This is a genomic window from Pseudomonas sp. Pso3, assembly GCF_055393275.1.
In genome coordinates this window covers 4,732,521-4,748,111 of record NZ_AP043687.1, presented here as the reverse complement: position 1 = coordinate 4,748,111, position 15,591 = coordinate 4,732,521, and the positions used below count along the sequence as shown (strand labels likewise).

Annotated in this window: 12 protein-coding genes; 10 read left to right on the top strand and 2 right to left on the bottom strand. The window is 57.4% G+C overall.

From position 1 onward, the window contains the following. Positions 1 to 25: 25 nt before the first annotated feature. Positions 26 to 403 carry an Lrp/AsnC family transcriptional regulator gene (locus ACZ5R1_RS22260; RefSeq protein WP_464712711.1) on the top strand — a complete coding sequence of 126 codons (378 nt, stop codon included), beginning with the start codon at positions 26 to 28 and terminating at the stop codon, positions 401 to 403. Positions 404 to 475: 72 nt separating this feature from the next. Here the strand turns inward: ACZ5R1_RS22260 and ACZ5R1_RS22255 are convergent, their stop codons facing one another. Next, on the bottom strand, positions 476 to 2,161 hold the full coding sequence (locus ACZ5R1_RS22255) for a cellulase family glycosylhydrolase (RefSeq protein WP_464713296.1): 1,686 nt from the start codon (positions 2,159 to 2,161) through the stop codon (positions 476 to 478). Between the two features lie 517 nt (positions 2,162 to 2,678). Between ACZ5R1_RS22255 and ACZ5R1_RS22250 the strand changes: the two genes are divergently transcribed. The 7 genes from ACZ5R1_RS22250 to ACZ5R1_RS22220 all read left to right on the top strand — a co-directional run bounded on the left by ACZ5R1_RS22250 (position 2,679) and on the right by ACZ5R1_RS22220 (position 12,031). Then, the gene (locus ACZ5R1_RS22250; protein WP_464712710.1) at positions 2,679 to 3,473 is read left to right on the top strand and encodes an ABC transporter permease; all 795 of its coding nucleotides are present in this window, start codon (positions 2,679 to 2,681) and stop codon (positions 3,471 to 3,473) included. Further along, positions 3,470 to 4,690 (top strand): ABC transporter ATP-binding protein, encoded by a 1,221-nt coding sequence (locus ACZ5R1_RS22245; RefSeq protein ID WP_464712709.1) that lies wholly within the window; start codon positions 3,470 to 3,472, stop codon positions 4,688 to 4,690. Before ACZ5R1_RS22250 ends, ACZ5R1_RS22245 begins: the two co-directional genes overlap by 4 nt. Beyond that, positions 4,687 to 6,297: an FkbM family methyltransferase gene (locus ACZ5R1_RS22240; RefSeq protein WP_464712708.1), complete on the top strand. Its 1,611-nt coding sequence runs from the start codon at positions 4,687 to 4,689 to the stop codon at positions 6,295 to 6,297. The genes ACZ5R1_RS22245 and ACZ5R1_RS22240 overlap by 4 nt, the downstream gene beginning before the upstream one ends. Continuing rightward, positions 6,297 to 8,837 carry a glycosyltransferase family 4 protein gene (locus ACZ5R1_RS22235; protein ID WP_464712707.1) on the top strand — a complete coding sequence of 847 codons (2,541 nt, stop codon included), beginning with the start codon at positions 6,297 to 6,299 and terminating at the stop codon, positions 8,835 to 8,837. Before ACZ5R1_RS22240 ends, ACZ5R1_RS22235 begins: the two co-directional genes overlap by 1 nt. A 109-nt stretch (positions 8,838 to 8,946) precedes the next feature. After that, positions 8,947 to 9,978 carry a GDP-mannose 4,6-dehydratase gene (gmd, locus tag ACZ5R1_RS22230; protein WP_077171156.1) on the top strand — a complete coding sequence of 344 codons (1,032 nt, stop codon included), beginning with the start codon at positions 8,947 to 8,949 and terminating at the stop codon, positions 9,976 to 9,978. Between the two features lie 14 nt (positions 9,979 to 9,992). After that, positions 9,993 to 10,898 (top strand): NAD-dependent epimerase/dehydratase family protein, encoded by a 906-nt coding sequence (locus ACZ5R1_RS22225; protein WP_464712706.1) that lies wholly within the window; start codon positions 9,993 to 9,995, stop codon positions 10,896 to 10,898. Further along, positions 10,895 to 12,031, top strand: a complete 1,137-nt coding sequence (locus ACZ5R1_RS22220; protein ID WP_464712705.1) for a glycosyltransferase family 4 protein — start codon at positions 10,895 to 10,897, stop codon at positions 12,029 to 12,031. The genes ACZ5R1_RS22225 and ACZ5R1_RS22220 overlap by 4 nt, the downstream gene beginning before the upstream one ends. Before the next feature lie 10 nt (positions 12,032 to 12,041). Here the strand turns inward: ACZ5R1_RS22220 and ACZ5R1_RS22215 are convergent, their stop codons facing one another. Beyond that, positions 12,042 to 13,148 carry a glycosyltransferase gene (locus ACZ5R1_RS22215; protein WP_464712704.1) on the bottom strand — a complete coding sequence of 369 codons (1,107 nt, stop codon included), beginning with the start codon at positions 13,146 to 13,148 and terminating at the stop codon, positions 12,042 to 12,044. Positions 13,149 to 13,469: 321 nt separating this feature from the next. Between ACZ5R1_RS22215 and ACZ5R1_RS22210 the strand changes: the two genes are divergently transcribed. Both ACZ5R1_RS22210 and ACZ5R1_RS22205 read left to right on the top strand, forming a co-directional pair. Further along, a complete protein-coding gene (locus ACZ5R1_RS22210) occupies positions 13,470 to 14,351 on the top strand; it encodes a cell wall-binding repeat 2 family protein (RefSeq protein WP_464712703.1) in 882 nt (293 codons plus the stop codon). 24 nt (positions 14,352 to 14,375) lie between these two features. Continuing rightward, on the top strand, positions 14,376 to 15,479 hold the full coding sequence (locus tag ACZ5R1_RS22205; protein WP_308708753.1) for a DUF4214 domain-containing protein: 1,104 nt from the start codon (positions 14,376 to 14,378) through the stop codon (positions 15,477 to 15,479). Positions 15,480 to 15,591 lie beyond the last annotated feature (112 nt).

The following is a 15,591-nucleotide window of genomic DNA, read 5'->3' as shown; positions in this document are numbered from 1 at the left end:
TGCCAGACCCTGGCAGGCAGCCACGATGCTCACCAAACTCGATCCAACCGATTGGCAGCTCATCCACCTGCTGCAACAGAACGCCCGCACCTCCTACGTCACCCTAGCCCGCCAGTTGGGCCTGGCGCGCACCACCGTGGTGACCCGCCTGGCGCGGCTTGAGCGTGACGGCATCATCCAGTGCCTGGGCTCCGAATTGGAACAGGCCACCGTCCGCGCCTACGGCGCCATCATCGCCCTGCCGCGCAGCACCGCTGGCGTCATCCGCGTGCTGGAAAGACGGTCGAAGTCGAGGAGTTCTCCTCGGCCAGTGGCCAGCTCGACTACCTGGCCTTCCTGCGCTGCATCACCTACGAAAAGCTCGGCGAGCCATTCAAGTGAATCAGTAATCTCGAGGAGGTGAAGCAGGCCCAAACGGCGATTATCCTGAGTCGGAAGATCAATCGGCGGGGCGGGGGCGCTTAAGCGAGTTCCGTCAGGATTGTCGGCTACGGTATTCGGCGCTGCCTTTAATGGCTGTAGCGACATCGTCCAGCGTCATGGCACCGCTGGTGACCTGAGACATCCAATTGTTCAGGCCACCCGCGTCGGCCTCTCGGCTAAGGTAGTTTCGATAAAGCTGCTGGATCATTGATTGAGCGTAACCCTGGCCTTCCGCACTGCCGGCGATGGAGGCTTTCACCGCTGCAACAGTCATCACTCCGTCAGAAATCTGCTTCGCCCAAGTACTCAGGCCTGACGGGTCGGCATTGCGTCCCAGATAGGAGATGTAAAGCTGATTGACCGTATTTTGCAGGTTGCCTTGATACTCAGTGCTGCCAATCAACGCTGCAGCGATGGAATTGATCGTCATGGCGCCGCTGTTTAGTTGACCTGACCAATAGCTGAGGCCTGCGCTATCGGCGCTACGCCCGAGGTAGCTTTGGTAAAGTCGCTCCACGGCCATACGATTCTGATACTCGGCACTACCCATAATGGCATTGATAACGCCCGCCAGGTTCATGCTGCCATTGGCCATCTGGGTAGACCAAAACGTCAGCCCGGCCTGGTCGGCGTCTCTTCCCAGGTAGTCACGATAGACGCCGGCAACGGTACCGGCATAGCTTGCGCTGTCCACCGCTGTAGCGGTTTGATTCGTGCTGGATAGAGGACCGATTTGGGCACAGCTCGAATCGTCAAGATAGGCCTTCAAGGTGGGCCATTGGGGGCGATCCACGCCGTTAATAGGTTCGACGGAAAGATTGTAGTTGGCCCAGCCAGGTCCGGCCGCCCAGTAGGTCGCCGGCATGCAATTCTGCTTCAGGTAGGCCAGGGTGCGGCCCATGATCACATTCCAACGAGGATCGCTGTCCGGGACCCCGAATTCACCGATCATGCCGCGTTTGCCGTTCTTCTTTAGCCAATCGACAAAAGGCTTCACCCGCTGGACACCGTAGTCGTCCGGATAGGCACTGGCACTGGTCACCGCGTAGTTACCACCGCCTCCCTCGCCATCGAAGTAGGTATGCGCCTGGAAGATCAGGTTGTTGGCCGGATCCTTCAAGGCAAGCAGGGAGTCGTTCCATTGTGGCCAACGGGTCGCTTCCGCCCAACCATTGCCTTCGATCATGATCGGCCGGGTCGAATCGACTGAGCGAACGCCGTTGATGCCGTACTGGGCGGCTACAGACCACTGAGCCACGGCGTCGTGGGGTTCGTTCATGATGTCGTAGGCATACAGAGACGTATGCGAGCTCCAGCGCTGAGCGATACGTGTGAGGACGTCTTGGTATTGAGCATAGGCAACGTTGCCCGTTCCTATCACCACCCCGCGGTAGCGCATGTAATTATGCAGATCGAGGATGATCTTCATGCCGTACTTGTCGGCGTAACCGAAGGTGCGATCGATGAGGGCTGCGTACGTCGGATCCAGAGCGCCTCCCAGGGTCGGCTGCAAGCGCTCCCAGATGATTGGGAAACGAATCAGCTTCACACCGCGAGCGCTCCACTGGCTGAAGTAGGCTTCGCTTGGGAAAATGTAATTCGTGCCGTTGATCCCAGGCAGTACCTGCGAGGCGAATCCGGCCCCGGACAGATTGAGGCCGACAAGGCTGACCGTTTGCGCCCATGCCGTGCCGGAGCAGGAGCCCGCGGTGATGCCAAGCAAAAGGGCGAGCTTCATGACCCCCCGGTGAGAACGCCAGCTATTGACCATATCGAACCACTGCATCGATTTGAGGTGCATTGCCTTCGTGCAACCGCTATTGGTTGAACGCGCCAGAAAAGGAACTAAAGACGTATCTGGCGTCGGCGAGCTTTCTTGAGTCGCGACCGATGAATGGCGCCTTGGGTGACGGCAGCCAGGGGTGACGGCGGGGGTCGCAGACCGCGCTGTCCCCAAGCGCTAGGCGACGAGAAGGGGTTTCCTGGCCGGCGGGGCGCTCGATCAGTAGGCCGGTCAAAGCGTCGTCGTACCCATTGCGAGATCCAAATTTGGATTCCAGACGGTGTTAATTGATATCGTAGCGCCCGGCTTGGCCGCAGATCCGCCTTGCCAGCGCCCAATCGAGGATTTTCAGGCTGTGCCGGTGAAGCAACGTGCCGATCGGAACCGCTGCCGAAGGACTTAGGCCAGGAGACTGGTAACGTCTTGCTCCAAGACGCAATACTGCCTCTTGGATTCTTCTGTAGGAGAAATGATGTTTGGTTTGTTGAGAGGTATATGGAGTTATCGTCACTTCATAACGTCGTCTATCAAAAATGATTTCGTATCACGTTTTGCGCGGAGTCGTCTCGGTGGGCTCTGGATGATCATAAATCCGTTGGCCCAAGTCGCTATCTACGCTCTTATTCTCTCCAATGTGCTCGCGGCCAAGTTGCCGGGCGTGGATAACAAGTATGCCTATGCGCTCTACCTCATGGCAGGCATCCTGGGGTGGAACTTGTTTTCCGAAATCGTCAGCCGGTGCTTGGGTTTGTTTATCGAGCAAGGCAACCTGATGAAGAAAATGCGGTTTCCGCGTATCTGTCTACCCGTTATCGTGACGGGATCTTGTCTGGTCAACTATTTCTTCCTGCTACTTTCCATGCTCCTGGTGTTCGCTCTTTTGGATTCGTTTCCGGGTATAGAGCTACTCTGGCTGATACCGCTCACACTAGCGGCGTTAGCGTTGGCATTGGGTGTCGGGTTGATCCTAGGTGTCCTGAACGTGTTCGTCCGCGATATCGGTCAAGTCGTACCCATTCTCTTGCAGATCTGGTTCTGGTTCACTCCGATCGTCTATCCGGTGCACATCGTTCCAGAGTCGGTCAGGGGCTTTATTAGTTATAACCCAATGTATCCGATAATTACCGGCTTTCAAAATGTGCTGGTTTATGGGCAGGCTCCCGACACCGGGGCCATTGCCATTACCCTGGGCATTTCATTACTTCTCCTGCTACTCGGATTGTTCATATTTCGTCGAGCCGCTCCCGAAATGGTGGACGCACTATGAGCCTGCTCAAGGTTTCAGGCGTCGGAAAATCCTATCGGACCTATTCTTCGGAATGGTTCAGGTTCGCCCGTTGGTTTGGCTTCAAAGGTGGCGTTCTCGAAGAAAAATGGGTGCTACGAAATATAAATTTCACGATCGAACCCGGTCAGGCCATTGGGATCGTCGGACAAAACGGCGCTGGCAAAAGTACGCTTTTGAAAATGATCACCGGAACCCTTCAGCCCACTGAAGGAAGCATCCAGCTCAACGGTAGGATTTCGGCGATTCTCGAGTTGGGCATGGGCTTCAACCCAGAGCTGACCGGTCGACAAAACGTAATGCATGCCGCTGGCCTGATGGGCTTCGGGGGCGAGCAGGTACAACATGAAATGGCCAACATTGAAGCCTTCGCTGAGATTGGTGACTATTTCGACGAACCGGTCCGTACCTACTCCAGCGGTATGCAAATGCGAGTTGCCTTCGCTGTCGCCACCGCCTTCCGCCCAGAGATTCTCATCGTCGACGAAGCCCTCTCGGTAGGCGATAGTTATTTTCAGCACAAGAGCTTTGCCAAGATTCGCGAGTTCCAACAGCAGGGCACGACGCTGCTGATCGTTTCCCACGACCGAGATTCCATCCAGGCATTGTGTGATCGTGCGATCCTCTTGGAACGCGGTGGCATCATAAAGGACGGTGCTCCGGAAGAAGTGATGGACTTCTATAACGCGTTGATTGCCGAGAAGGAGAACTCGACGGTACAGACCAAGACGCTCGAGGATGGCAAGGTCCAGGTGAGCTCCGGTACCGGCGAAGCGCGCGTCGAGCATATCGCCCTCTACAATGATGCAGGCCAAGTCGTAGAGCATCTGAACGTTGGGGAGTCGGCACGTCTTCAAGTCAGCGTAAGACTATTCAGCGATCTCGATACGCTGGTTCTGGGCTACGGCATCAAGGACCGGCTTGGTCAGGTTATGCACGGCACCAATACCTGGTATACCCAGCAATCCATTGAACGTCCCCGTTCAGGTGAGCTGTACATCTTCGACATTTCCTTCAAGGCGAATCTAGGTCCCGGTAGCTATTCCGTACAGACCGCATTGGTAGATAGGGATACTCATCTGACGGCGAACTACGAGTGGCGTGACTTGGCTCTTGTGTTCACTGTTTCAAATTTGGACAAGGTTTATTTTGCCGGTTGCAACTGGCTAAATCCGGACATCGAGATCTCCAAGGCATGACTTTTATTTCGTTTGCGCAGAATAGAGAAGACGTATTGCTCTGGCGTGCGCTTGGCCATGTGGAAACAGGTTTTTACATCGATATTGGAGCCAATGATCCGGTCGAGCATTCCGTCACCAAGGCCTTCTATGACCGAGGCTGGAAAGGCTTGAACGTCGAACCCGTTCGGCAATGGTTCGATAAGCTGATTGCTGCGCGGCCGCGCGATATAAATCTTCAGATCGCCGCTGGCGCCGAGCAGGGGGTCATGACCTTGTATGAGGTTGCCGATACCGGCCTGTCGACCTCGCGCAAGTCAGTTGCCGAACGCCATGGCGATAATGGCTTCGCGCACGTCCCGGTACAGGTTCAGGTCGATACGGTTTCTAACCTTTGCGCCCTGTGGAAAATCGAAGACGTTCACTTCCTCAAGATTGACGTCGAGGGGGCGGAGCGTGAAGTACTCTTGGGCATCGACTTTACTAAGCTCCGGCCTTGGATCGTTCTGGCAGAATCGACCGAACCGCTTTCGCAGCAAGGCAGCCATCAGGAGTGGGAGGAGCTGATTACTGACCACGACTACACCTTCGTCCACTTCGATGGCTTGAATCGTTTCTATCTGGCCAACGAGCATGCTGATCTTCGTCAGCATTTTCAGGCACCGCCCAATGTGTTTGACGACTATCTGACTAATGGGCAGCTCTCCGCATTGGAGAGGGTCAATGAGCTATCTCAGAAAAATGAGGAGTTGTTACAACATAACGGGGAGCTTGCTAAGCGAAATGAGGAGCTGGCTTCTCGATCTGCGGAAGCTTCTGCGGCTGTTGTCCAGGCGGAGAAGCATTGCGCTCAAGCTGACCACCGTGTGCTTGCCGCTGAGAATGACTATCTTCGCCTCGAAGTGGAACATCAAAAGTTGCTGCTGAGCCAAGAAACATTCAGGCATCGAATGGAGCTTCAACTTGCCGAGCGAGACAAAGATATCGCCAGGCTGGAACAAGGTGAACAAGAGCAGGTGACACGCTGGCAACTACTAAGCGAACGGTTTCCTATGCTGGCGTCCACTGGCGATCTCGCCCAAGGCCTGCGTCAGATCAATGATGAACGCGAGCAGCAAATGGTCAAGTTGTCCGAGGCGGCACTGGTTGCCGATGCGCAATCTCGGCACTGGCAGAATGAAGCTGCAGATACTCAAAGACGTCTGGATGCAGTGGTACATAGCCTGTCTTGGCGTTTGACCCAACCGCTACGTGAAGCAAACAAGACGGTGCGAACCACTCGGCTATCACCGGCTCGCCTGGCAGCAAGCGGGAAAAGGTTAGCAAAGGTGGCTGCCTACCCTTGGATAGTCAGGGCTCTCCGCAAGGTCTTGGCCAATCCAACGTATAAGCGTCGGGCGGCTCGCGTCGTCGGTCGTTATCCCAAGCTATACGACAAGCTATTCCGCGTTGCCAGAGGGGCGGGACTGTTCACGCCCAATGCCCCGGTCGAGGAGCGGCCAATCTACAATCCGAACACGTTCATTCAAGGCACCGAACCCGACTTGTCCGATCTCAGTACCAGTGCACAGCATTTTTATCAAGAGCTCAAGGCCGCCATCGAAGCCAAGCACGGAGGGTCGCACTAATGCGTATCGTGTTGGATTTGCAAGGCGCGCAAACAGAAAGTCGATACCGTGGCATCGGTCGTTACAGTCTGTCCCTCGCACAAGGGATAGTCCGAAACCGAGGTGAACACGAAGTTATCATACTGTTGAATGGCCAGTTCGGGGATACCATCGAACCCATCAGAGCGGCATTCGAAGGGTTGCTGCCAGTCGATCGCATCCATGTATGGTACGGCCCTGCCCATACCGCGGAGTGCCTTTCCGGAAATGACTGGCGACGCTTGGCTGCCGAAACATTGCGCGAGGCCTACATAGCCTCCCTGAATGCCGATGTCGTACATATCAGTAGCCTTTTCGAAGGTACTGCCGATGACGCGATCGTGACCTTGGGAGGTATCAGCAGCGAGACACCCGTCGTTGTCACCTTGTACGATCTTATCCCATTGATGAATCCAGAGGACTATCTAGATCCTCACCCGAATTTCAAAAACTACTATCTGAATAAAATTGCTCATCTGAAGAGCGCGCAAGGCTGGTTGGGTATTTCGGAGTCAGCCTGTCGCGAAGGCATCGATGTTGCAGGTCTTCCGGCAGACCGCGTGGTCAATATATCCACCGCCGCAGACTCGATTTTCGTTCCCGCGCAGATGTCGGCCGAAGACGAATCCTTCCTCCGGGAAAAATTTGCCATTCGCGGTGCCTTTGTACTCTATACAGGGGGCGCTGATCCGCGTAAAAATCTCGAGCGCATGATTGAGGCCTATGCGTCTCTTGATAGACACATCCGCAGTGAGCATCAGCTGGTTTTGGCCGGTAAGATGCCGGAAAACATAATTGCCGGTCTGCGCGCTTCGGCGAGCTCTTTTGGTTTGAAAGAGTATGAGTTGGTATTCACCGGCTATGTGACCGACCAAGAACTGGTGGCGCTTTACAGCACCTGTAAGGTATTCATCTTTCCGTCTCGTCACGAGGGATTCGGGCTACCAGCGCTGGAGGCGATGAGCTGCGGAGCACCGGTCATAGGTTCAAACACTTCCAGCGTGCCCGAAGTGATTGGCACCGTTGAAGCATTGTTTGATCCTTTCGACCTTGATTCGATGCGGCAGTCACTGTCACGGGCGATTACCGATGAGGAGTTCAGAAAACGCCTCATTGCCCATGGGAAAGAGCATAGTAAAAAATTCTCTTGGGATAGAAGTGCGATTGCCGCTCTTGCGCTGTTCGAGCGCGTGGCCGGAAAGGCTACGTCCAGTGTTGCTCCCGACAGGAGTCGGCTGATTACCCTGGCCGAGGAAGCCATTGCGTCGATAGTCTTGGAAAAGCCTACGTTTAACGATATCAAGCAGTGTGCAGCTGCTTTTGCTCAAAACTTCAGGCCGGAGCGAGAGAAAAAACTCTTCATCGATATATCACAACTTGTGCATGTCGATTCGAAGAGCGGCATTCAACGGGTAGTAAGAAGCGTCTTGCAGCAGCTGCTTTCAACGCCTCCGGCAGGTTATTCTAGCGAACCGGTATATGCCACCATGGATAGCCTCGGCTATCGTTATGCTAGCGAGTTCTTGAAAAAGAACTTTCCAGCATTCGCTCATGCAGACCGCGATATCGATACCGCCATCGATTACGCCAGTGGTGATGTGTTCTTGGGCCTTGACCTACAGCACCATGTCGTTATCCGTCAGCAAGCAGCGCATGAGGCGATGCGCAACGCGGGTGTAGAAGTGTCGTTTGTAGTTTACGATCTGCTGCCGGTTCTCATGCCAGAGGTCTTCCGTGACTTCATCGGTGACCTGCACCATGAGTGGCTGCAAGCAATCTCACAGAACAATACGTTGCTGTGCATTTCTGCGGCCGTTGCCCAAGACATGCGTGATTGGTTGGATGCCCATCCTGTTGCAAGACATAAGCAGTTGCGTATCGAGTGGTTCCACCTGGGGGCGGATGTTGAAAGCTCGATGCCTACAAAAGGCCTTCCGGATGATGCGGGCCAGGTGCTGACCCAGTTGGAGGAACGAGCGACTTTCCTGTCCGTAGGCACTATTGAACCGCGCAAGGGACACGATCAAACCCTTGCCGCTTTTGATTTGCTATGGCGTGAAGGGTTGGACGTGAACTTGGTATTGGTAGGTCAGGCAGGCTGGAATACCGAAGATCTCATCGCCAAGTTGCAGGGCCACCCTTTGTTGGGGAAAAAGCTGTTCTGGTTGAAAGGGATCAGTGACGAATATCTTGAGCGTATCTACGAGGCGGCAGATTGTCTGGTCAACAGCTCGAAAGGCGAAGGTTTTGGCTTGCCGCTCATCGAAGCTGCCCAAGCCGGGCTTCCGATCATCGCCCGAGACCTGCCGGTTTTCAGGGAAGTCGCTGGCGATCATGCTCTCTATTTCGAGGGTAGCTCAGGCGAGGCGCTCGCGGCGACCGTCAAGCGCTGGTTGCCCATGCATACGCGGGGTGAGCATCCTCGTTCCGAGGACATGCCTTGGTTGACGTGGGAGAGCAGTACCAAGCAGTTGATCCAAGTACTGCTGAAGCGCAAGAGTGAGGCGGGCATCGCGGGCTAGACAGCGCCGCAATTCATGGCCGCATGCGCTAGGGCGGTTGTTGCTTAAGCTACAATCGCCCACTGCAGACCGCATTAGGCTGTCATTTTACTAAAGAGACGAGAAACACATGAAAGCGATCATCACCGGCATCACCGGCCAGGACGGCGCCTACCTGGCCCAACTGCTGCTGGAAAAAGGCTATACGGTCTATGGCACCTACCGCCGCACCAGTTCTGTCAATTTCTGGCGCATCGAGGAGGTCGGGGTCGCCGGCCATCCCAATCTGCACCTAGTCGAGTATGACCTGACCGATCTGTCTGCCAGCATCCGTTTGCTGCAGACAACCGAAGCCACCGAAGTCTACAACCTGGCCGCCCAAAGCTTTGTGGGTGTGTCCTTCGACCAGCCGGTGACCACCGCCGAGATCACCGGCGTCGGTCCGGTGAATCTGCTAGAAGCCATCCGCATCGTCAATCCGAAGATCCGCTTCTACCAGGCGTCCACCTCGGAAATGTTCGGCAAGGTCCAGGCCATTCCGCAGATCGAGAGCACCCCCTTCTATCCGCGCAGCCCCTATGGCGTGGCCAAGCTTTATGCCCACTGGATGACCATCAACTACCGCGAGTCCTACGGCATCTTCGGTACCAGCGGCATCCTCTTCAACCACGAATCCCCGCTGCGCGGCCGTGAGTTCGTGACCCGCAAGATCACCGACAGCATCGCCAAGATCAAGCTGGGCAAGCTGGACGTGCTGGAGCTGGGCAACCTCGACGCCAAGCGTGACTGGGGTTTCGCCAAGGAATACGTCGAAGGCATGTGGCGCATGCTGCAGGCCGACAAGCCCGACACCTACGTGCTGGCCACCAACCGTACCGAAACCGTGCGTGACTTCGTTAGCCTGGCGGCCAAGGCCGTGGATATCCAGCTGGAATGGAAGGGCGAAGCAGACAAGGAAGAAGGCTACTGCACCCGCAGCGGCAAGAAGATCGTCGCCGTGAATCCCAAATTCCACCGTCCGGCGGAAGTTGAACTGCTGATCGGCGATCCCGAGAAGGCCAAGCGCGAACTGGGCTGGGAGCCGAAGACTACCCTGGAGCAGCTGTGCCAGATGATGGTCGAGGCTGACCTGCGTCGTAATGAACAAGGCTTCTCGTTCTAACTAAGGGGATAGGCATGCCAACCGCTCTGGTCACAGGCGCATCGGGTTTTACCGGACGCTATCTGATCCATGCACTCAAGGCCCGAGACTTCAAGGTCATCGGACTTGGTAGCGGCTCTACCGATGCGGATGTCACCTTGGCATGCGATCTCACCGACAAGGCGGCCGTCGCTGCCGCCGTGGCGCAGGCGCAGCCGGATTGGGTCATCCATCTGGCGGCGCTGGCCTTCGTTGGTCATGCCGATCAGGAGGCCTTTTACCGGGTGAACCTGTTCGGCACCTTGAACCTGCTGGAGGCACTGGGTTCGCTCGAGCGGCAACCCCAGCGAGTGCTGATTGCCAGTAGTGCCAACATCTATGGCACGCCTGGTATCGAGGTGATCGACGAATCTGTTTGCCCGGCGCCCGTCAACCATTACGCCTGCAGCAAGCTGGCCATGGAGCACATGGTCGCTACCTGGTATGACCGCTTGCCCATCGTCATCACCCGGCCATTTAACTACACCGGGCCGGGGCAGGATGAGCGCTTCCTGATTCCCAAGATCGTGGGGCATTTCGCCCGCGGTGAACGGGTAATAGAACTAGGCAATCTGGATGTGAGTCGAGACTTCTCCGATGTCCGTGATCTGGTTCAGGCCTATATCGGTCTGCTGGATAGCACTCACCGTTCCAGTCCGGTCAACGTTTGCTCCGGGCAGGCTACTGCGCTACGTACCGTCATCCAGATGGCTGAGCAGATCGCGGGTTATGCGATCGAGGTGCGTGTGAATCCGGCGTTCGTCCGTGCCAATGAAATTCCCGTGTTGCGAGGAGACGATGCTCGCCTGAGAGGAATCGTCGGTCCACGGGATCTGATACCGCTCCAGCAAACCCTGAGCGACCTTTTCGGAGCCATGGGCAGCGGTGCTCGACGGACGTGAGACTCGGCCTGGGCACTACCGTCTGGTCTCGCGGGACCGCCTTGGGACATCTTGACGGCATCGGCATCTACAGTGAGGCGCTCTGGCAGGCGCTGTCACGTTGTCCTGAGCTGCGCATAAGCTCGTATGTCCTCGATGGTGAGCCGCAGTCATTGGCCTGCGGAACACCCGTAGGACTGGCCAAGAGCTTCCCCGGTCTGGTACTTCGAAGCGCGCTGCTGGGCGCGGATCGTAGCATCAGCCGCCGACTGGCGGCGGAGGTCGAGGTTTTTCACGCGCTGGATCATCATATCCCGCGACTGAAAGACATACCCCTGGTCGCTACCGTCATGGATCTGATTCCGCAACTGCATCCTGAGTGGGTCACTCCCAGGTTGCGTGCATTGAAGAGCAGCCTGTTCAACCGGAGCGTCCGCTGGGCTGATCAGGTCATCACCATCTCCGAAAGCAGTCGGTTGGATATCATCCGAATCCTGAAACTTCCCGAGGACCGGGTTCACGTAACCCCCTTGGGCGTAGATGCGCGTTATTTCAGCCGGCAATCCACGGCCGCGCGGCTGGAGGTGCTGACGCGACATGGCCTGGAGCCTGGCTTCTTTCTATTTGTTGGAACGCTGCAACCACGCAAGAATCTCACCGCCGTTCTTGCGGCCCATGCTCGATTGCCGGAAGTACTGCGTAAACGCCATCCGCTGGTAGTCGTTGGCCGCAATGGTTGGCGTGCCGAGGCGCTGGTCGCCGAGTTACGCGCGCTGGAGGCCAGAGGCGAAGGGAAGTGGTTGGAGTATCTACCGCAGAACGAGGTGATCGCCCTTCTGCAGAGTGCGGCGGCGCTGGTATTCATGTCGTTGTTCGAAGGTTTTGGTTTGCCAGCGATCGAGGCTTTCGCCGCGCGTTGCCCGGTGATCTGCTCCAACACCACGTCGCTGCCAGAAGTCGTGGGTGAGGCGGCTTTGCAGGCCGACCCGCGTGAGCCTGGGGCTATCGCCCAGGCGATGCAGCAGGTTCTGGACGATCCCCTGGGCGTTCAGCAGCGGGTCGACGACGGCGAGCGACGCGCTCGCGGCTACACCTGGGACGCCTGTGCCGCCCGAACGCTCGAGGTCTATCGCCTAGCCCTGATAGGACGTTAGGCGATCCGGTTCAACCAAGGGCTTCGCGATAGACCCCGATCAGTTCGGCAGCCATGATCTCGCTGCGAAAGTGCGTGTCGAAGCGCGCCCGAGCGGCCTGGCCATAGCGGGTCCGTAGGTCGGCATCCTGCCAGAGCGTGATCAACCCCGCACGCAGGGCAGCAGGCTCGGGCGGTACGCCGATCCCGGTCTCGCCGTCGAGATTGATCTCGCTCATGCCCGAGCCGATCTCGCAACTGAGCATGGGCTTGCCGTACATGGCCGCTTCCAATAGCGCCATGCCAAAGGCCTCGGAGCGCAGGTGCGACGGGAAGACGAAGCTTTCGCAGCCGGCATAAAGCGCTGCCAGGTCTGCTTCGCTCTGACGTCCCAGGAAATGGCAGTTCTTCAGACCCAACTGCTCGCACTGCGCGTGAAGGGCTTCGCCTTCCGGTCCGTCGCCGACGATGGCCAGCGGATAGTCGAGCCCCTGAAGCGCTTCGAGTAGCAGGTGCAGCCCCTTGTAGTAGCGCAATACCCCCACGAACAGCAGATAGCGGGGGCCGAGACGCTCGCGCCAGCTCGCCACGCGCCGTGGATCCGCCTCGGGATAGCTGGCTGGATCCAGGCCATAGGGAATCACCCTTACCTTGCTACCCAGGCGTTGCAGGGTAGGGCTGGACCGGCGATAGGGCTCGGTTGCCGCTATCACGCGAGACGCCTTGCCCAGGAAGCCGTGCATCAGCGGTGAATAGAGCTTGAGCAGATGGCGCTGCTTGACGATGTCCGAGTGGTAGCTGACCACATAGGGCTTGCCTGGCCGTATCACCAGTTGCAGGACGTCCATGAACGGCCAGGGGAAGTGAAAATGCACCAGGTCGACAGCGCGGCTTTCCTCGGCGAAGGCGCGGAAGGCAGCCAGGGAAAGTCCGGTCGAGGCGAGGTCGAGGTCCTGCTTCACCCGGCGGACGGGTATGCCGTCCACCTCGAGCCGTTCGGGGTCGGGATGCTTGCTCAGCGTCAGGACCCGATGCTCGATCCCGAAGCTTCTTGTCGCCAGACACATCTGGCGAATGACATGTTCGATCCCACCATGGGTATCGGGTAGATACGTCTTGAAGACATGCAAAATGCGCATGAGCGAGGCTGGCCCAAAAAGTACGCACCCTAGCACAGGTGTCTAGTATGCAGGTTTAACGCAGCATGATAGGAATGGCCAAATTGGGCAGTAGTCTGCCTTTTATGTGGCAATTTGCTATCAAAGCGATTGAACTTTCTTGCCGAACGGTAGACTGGTATTACGATTTTCGATTGAGATTCGACGAAATTCTTCTATCCTGACCTCGTCAAGAAGCTGGCATCGTCACAGTTAAAGTGTGATAGTGTTGGCACTTGACCAAGGCTCGGGTGTGCGCATCCGGGACTTTTAAGGATATCGGTCACGGGCGCAATGGATCACATGGACGATTCACCCTTCACCTTCAAGACTCGGCTGCTCACTCTCGAGCCCGGGATGTATATCCTCAGATATGCCTCCCAGGACAACGCCGAGCAGCCCTGCCTCATCAGCCTGCAGCCTGCCCCCATCGGCAAGAGCTCGGTCGATTTCTTTCCAGGCGAAACCGTCGTCCGCAATACCCTCTCCCGTCTGGGTGACACCCTGATCGTGCGCGTCAAGAACGGCGCCGGCACCCTGCTCATCACCGAATATCAGCGTGCCGATCTGCCGGTACGCAAGGTCGACCTGCGCGTCGATCGGATCGATACCTCCGTCGACATCATTCGTCCCGAACAGCAGCAGGCTCCCGTCGTCGCGAGCCAGGCGCTGGAAGCGGCAGCGCGGGCCGAGCGGCATGGCAGCCCCCTGCTGCTCGAGCTCCTCGGTCATGTTCAGGCCAAAGGGGACGTCACGGCCCACGAGTGGGTGGGCAATACCGAACAGGAAGCCCGCCTCGAAGGTTTCGCCATCATCTGGCCGAACAAGCCCCAGGGTGTGGATATCGCCTACAGCTGCAAGGTCGCCGATGTCTTGCAGCCCGCTGTGCTCAGCGGCAATTTCTCCGGCTCGCGCGGCAAGCGCGCGCCCATCACTGCGGTGGCCATGGCCCTGGTCGGGCCACGCCGCGCCGAATACGTTCTGGATGCCCAGGCGGTCTTTGCCGGATGTGATCCGCAAGACCTCGTGGACGGCCAGGAAGTTACTGCCCAACAGGGGCAGGCCAAGCTCGTCGCTCTACATGTATCGATCACCCCCCGCATCGAGATGAACGCTGCCCGCTACCAGTCTCCCAGGGAAGATCTCACCCAAATCCCGCTTCATTACGCGCAAGTCACCACCTGACGCGCGACCTAGGAGATTCTTTTCATGCAATACGATGCCGCCATTACGTCCGCTGCTTTCACTACTGCTCTGGCCGCCACTTCGCTGAACGTCACCACCAAGAGCGTCATTGCCGACCTCCTGGACCTGGACGTGTCCAACTCCACCGTCACTGCCGCTGGCTACAACGGCAAGTCGCTGAGCCTGACCGTCGACCCGGTCACTGGCGCTCTGCAGACTCCTGAATTCGTCTCCCTGGATGTGGCTGGTGCTGCTGGTACCGACGTTAACATTCCGGTTGGCCCGACCTTGGCCAACGCCTCGGTGTTCCTGATCAACTCGGCCGCCAACGTCACCTTCACCGTGGGCAACGCCGTCACCACTCAGGCCACCGTCGATGCCAGTGGTATCAATCGCGCGATCATCAGCGGCTCGGGCAATGACATCATTGCCGTGACCGATAACGTCAACACCCTGGTGGATGCTGGCGCGGGTAATGACAAGATCACGACTGCTGGTGGTAATGATGTCGTCATCCTCAATGGTGGCAACAACACCGTCAGCACTGGTGCCGGCGCCGACCTGATCTATACCGGAAATGGCAACGACATCGTGGACGCTGGTACCGGCTACGATGTGGTCAGGGTCAGTGGAAGCCTGGCGGATTACACCGTGACCTCGACCAGCAACTCGGTGGTACTGACCAGCAGCACGGGTACCGTGACGCTCAGCAACGTGCAGTTCGTGACGGATACTTCGGGCACCAGCTCTGTCGCTATTGCGTCGTCGCAGTCCGAAGCGACTGTTCTGCGGCTGTACGAAGGTCTGTTCAATCGCAACGCCGATGCCAGTGGTGCTCAGGCTTGGACTGAGGCGTTCGCTGGCAACGGCGGTGATCTCAAGGCCATCGCTAACGGCTTCCTCGGTTCTGCCGAATTCGCCAGCCTGGGTAACTTGAGCGATGCCCAGTACATCCAGAGTTTGTACAGCAACGTTCTGGACCGTACCGCTGACGCCGAAGGTTTGGTCACCTGGGCCCAGTTGCTGGCTACCGGTGGCACCCGCGCCGATGTCGCTATCGGCATCGTGGGTTCCGCGGAGGCTCAGACTCACGACACCAGCGTCATCTTGGTCACCGGCCAGGTCTAACGGCGTTTCGTTGACCTGAGACAAGACTTCCGGCCCTAGGGCCGGAAGTCTTTTTCAAACCAGTAGCCTTCTGATCCACCTGGCTTTTCGCGGAGACCGCTGCCCATGAGCC

Bases quoted from the DNA above. Each gene is read 5' to 3' on its own strand.
- ACZ5R1_RS22260 (WP_464712711.1), top strand. From the start codon at position 26: ATGCTCACCAAACTCGATCCAACCGATTGGCAGCTCATCCACCTGCTG.
- ACZ5R1_RS22235 (WP_464712707.1), top strand. From the start codon at position 6,297: ATGCGTATCGTGTTGGATTTGCAAGGCGCGCAAACAGAAAGTCGATAC.
- ACZ5R1_RS22210 (WP_464712703.1), top strand. From the start codon at position 13,470: ATGGACGATTCACCCTTCACCTTCAAGACTCGGCTGCTCACTCTCGAG.
- ACZ5R1_RS22205 (WP_308708753.1), top strand. From the start codon at position 14,376: ATGCAATACGATGCCGCCATTACGTCCGCTGCTTTCACTACTGCTCTG.
- ACZ5R1_RS22225 (WP_464712706.1), top strand. From the start codon at position 9,993: ATGCCAACCGCTCTGGTCACAGGCGCATCGGGTTTTACCGGACGCTAT.
- ACZ5R1_RS22255 (WP_464713296.1), bottom strand. From the start codon at position 2,161: ATGAAGCTCGCCCTTTTGCTTGGCATCACCGCGGGCTCCTGCTCCGGC.
- ACZ5R1_RS22215 (WP_464712704.1), bottom strand. From the start codon at position 13,148: ATGCGCATTTTGCATGTCTTCAAGACGTATCTACCCGATACCCATGGT.
- ACZ5R1_RS22245 (WP_464712709.1), top strand. From the start codon at position 3,470: ATGAGCCTGCTCAAGGTTTCAGGCGTCGGAAAATCCTATCGGACCTAT.
- ACZ5R1_RS22250 (WP_464712710.1), top strand. From the start codon at position 2,679: ATGTTTGGTTTGTTGAGAGGTATATGGAGTTATCGTCACTTCATAACG.
- ACZ5R1_RS22240 (WP_464712708.1), top strand. From the start codon at position 4,687: ATGACTTTTATTTCGTTTGCGCAGAATAGAGAAGACGTATTGCTCTGG.
- gmd (WP_077171156.1), top strand. From the start codon at position 8,947: ATGAAAGCGATCATCACCGGCATCACCGGCCAGGACGGCGCCTACCTG.